Raw genomic sequence first — 2,733 nt, forward strand, 5'->3', positions numbered from 1 at the left:
ACCACGAATTTGCCATAGATCAGGGCGACGTAAAACTCAAAAATGAGTTAAAATCGTCACGGGAGAGGTATATCCTTGACTTTCTTTTTTATAAAAGGCTCGAAGCCCCTAAGTATCACGAAGAAATTTGATATTGTGCACCTCACTTAGATTGGGTGCTAAGTAGAATAAAGTATGCTTGTAATAAATTTAAAGCTGAACTCTTTTTATTGGTTACTCCGGCTAAATCCGATCGCCTATGGCGATCTAATCTAATTAGACCCGACTGCAAGTCGGGGTAACGGCGAGCAAAGCCACTCAGAATCCTGAAAGGATTCAATAATATGCATTACTTCTTTCGGGTTATAATCTTCACTTATTAGTCCGGCTATTGCTAATCCGTGATTCCTACGAGCCGGTAAAAAGGGGTAACGATTTTAAGACCACCTGATAAATTCCCCACATCAGGGGAATACTCACGAACAACCAGGCTAAGGTAATCTTCATCACCGGCGTTTCTTCAACTTCTTGTTGTGATCTCTCTTTCATGCTCACTCCTCATCTGTCTTTTTAAACATGTGATACTTCGGATCTACCTCTTTCACCAGGTAGTTGCATACTAGCCCAATTAGAAGCAGTCCGGCCATAATGTACATGGTGACAGTATATGCCTCTGCCTTATCTACTCCGGCGTTGATCTGAATTTCACGAATGTAGTTCACCAGAACGGGGCCCAAAATTCCCGCTGTTGACCATGCCGTTAATAAACGACCGTGTATTGCCCCTACCTGGTAAGTCCCGAACAAATCCCTGAGATATGCGGGAATCGTTGAGAACCCGCCTCCATACATGCTCATAATGATCCCAAATCCGATCACAAACCAGATTGCCGTATCCAATCTTCCAAGAGAGGGTATGAGAGTATACATCAATAATCCCAGCCCAAAGTAGATTGCATAGACTGTCTTGCGACCAATTTTATCGGAGAGCGATGACCAGAAAAATCGCCCCACCAGGTTAAACAGGCTCAATAACCCTACAAAACCGGCAGCAGCCTCAGCGGTAATTATTCCCTCAAACATCTCCTGAATCATCGGGGAAGCTTGTCCCAGCACGCCAATTCCTGCCGTCACATTCACACAGAGAATCACCCATAGCAGCCAGAACTGTGGAGTTTTCAGGGCAGTGTCGGCATTTACGTGATTATCGGTAATGAGTTTTCTGGATTTTTCTGAAGGGACATATCCCTCAGGTTTCCAATCTTTCGGAGGAATCCGAACCGTAATTACTCCAAACATCATGAGGGAAAAGTATACCGCTCCCATCACCAGAAACGTCTCCGAAACCCCAACTGAAACCGGCGTGGAAAAATAGTCGAGCAGAGCAACGGCAAGAGGTGAGCCAATCATAGCTCCACCTCCAAAACCCATAATAGCCATTCCCGTGGCCATTCCCGGCCGATCCGGAAACCATTTGATGAGTGTTGAGACCGGAGAAATATAGCCGATACCCAAGCCAATTCCACCCAGCACACCGTAGCCGAGATAGACAATCCAGATCTGATGAAGGTAAACGCCAAGTGAAGAGACAAAAAATCCACCGCTAAAACAGAGGGCGGCAACAAACATCGCTTTTCGAGGTCCCACTCGTTCAAGCCATTTGCCAAACACTGCCGCTGATAAACCAAGAAAGACGATGGCAATGGAAAAAATCCATCCAATTGTCGTTAGCTTCCAGTCGCCCGGTGCGGACTCCGTAACTCCAATTATTTGAGATAAAGGCAGATTGAAAACGCTGAATGCATAAACCTGTCCGATGGATAGGTGAATAGCTAAGGCTGCTGGTGGAATGAGCCATCGGCTAAAACCGGGCTTTGCTACAGTTTTTTCTCGATCAAAAAAGGAGTGCAATGGAATGATATTTTAGTCTTAATCTTTTAAACCGTTATGGTTATGATAGTTACTGCCCGTGAATCTTAGTAAATATTTTTAAAAATAAAGAATTCAAACGACTCTTTTATCTGTAAAACTAAAGTTTATAGGAATTATAACTTCTGCATTAGCATACTATTTTTATATTTTCATTCATTCCGATATCCAAATATTTTTACCATCAAGTTTTATGGAAGACGATAATTTCTTTGAGCAATCCTACACAGAGATCATCAGCTCTGCGCATGATCTTCTAACAACCACACTCTTTACACTTCAGGAGACAAAGGTAAGTCTGCTTACTTTAATCATCTTCATCCTTTTCCTGATCGCGTTTATTATAGCCAGCAGGGTCATTAAAGGAATACTTCTGAGTCGGGTTTTGACCCGGTTTGAAATTGAGTCTGGTCTGCGGTACACCCTTGCAAGGATATCTCAGTACATCATCGTTACCATAGGTGTGTTGATCTCCTTTCAATTTATTGGAATAAACCTCAGTAGCCTTGCCGTTATTTTCGGTTTTCTATCCGTTGGTATCGGTTTTGGACTGCAGAACATCACATCAAACTTCATATCCGGTCTGATTGTACTTTTTGAACGTCCGATCAGTATTGGAGACCGGGTAAGGGTTGCGGGAATTGAGGGTGACGTTCTTGAAATTAATATCCGGGCAACTAAAATCCGAACGCTAAACAAAGTATCTATCATTGTTCCTAACTCTGAATTTGTATCCAGTAACGTGATCAACTACTCACACGGTGATCCCGAATTTCGGCTTGATGTAAGTGTTGGCGTATCTTATGGATCGGATTTGGATACCGTT

2 protein-coding genes are annotated in these 2,733 nt (G+C 43.1%); one reads left to right on the forward strand and one right to left on the reverse strand.

The annotated features are described in order from the left end of the window. Positions 1-530: 530 nt before the first annotated feature. Positions 531-1,889, reverse strand: a complete 1,359-nt coding sequence (locus ACESM0_RS13630; protein WP_372906752.1) for an OFA family MFS transporter — start codon at positions 1,887-1,889, stop codon at positions 531-533. Between the two features lie 211 nt (positions 1,890-2,100). Here ACESM0_RS13630 and ACESM0_RS13635 point away from each other — a divergent pair. After that, positions 2,101-2,733: mechanosensitive ion channel family protein (locus tag ACESM0_RS13635; RefSeq protein ID WP_372906753.1), on the forward strand; the 633-nt coding region annotated here is incomplete at its 3' end.

Source organism: Rhodohalobacter sp. (assembly GCF_041686455.1).
Taxonomy (GTDB): Bacteria; Bacteroidota; Rhodothermia; order Balneolales; family Balneolaceae; genus Rhodohalobacter.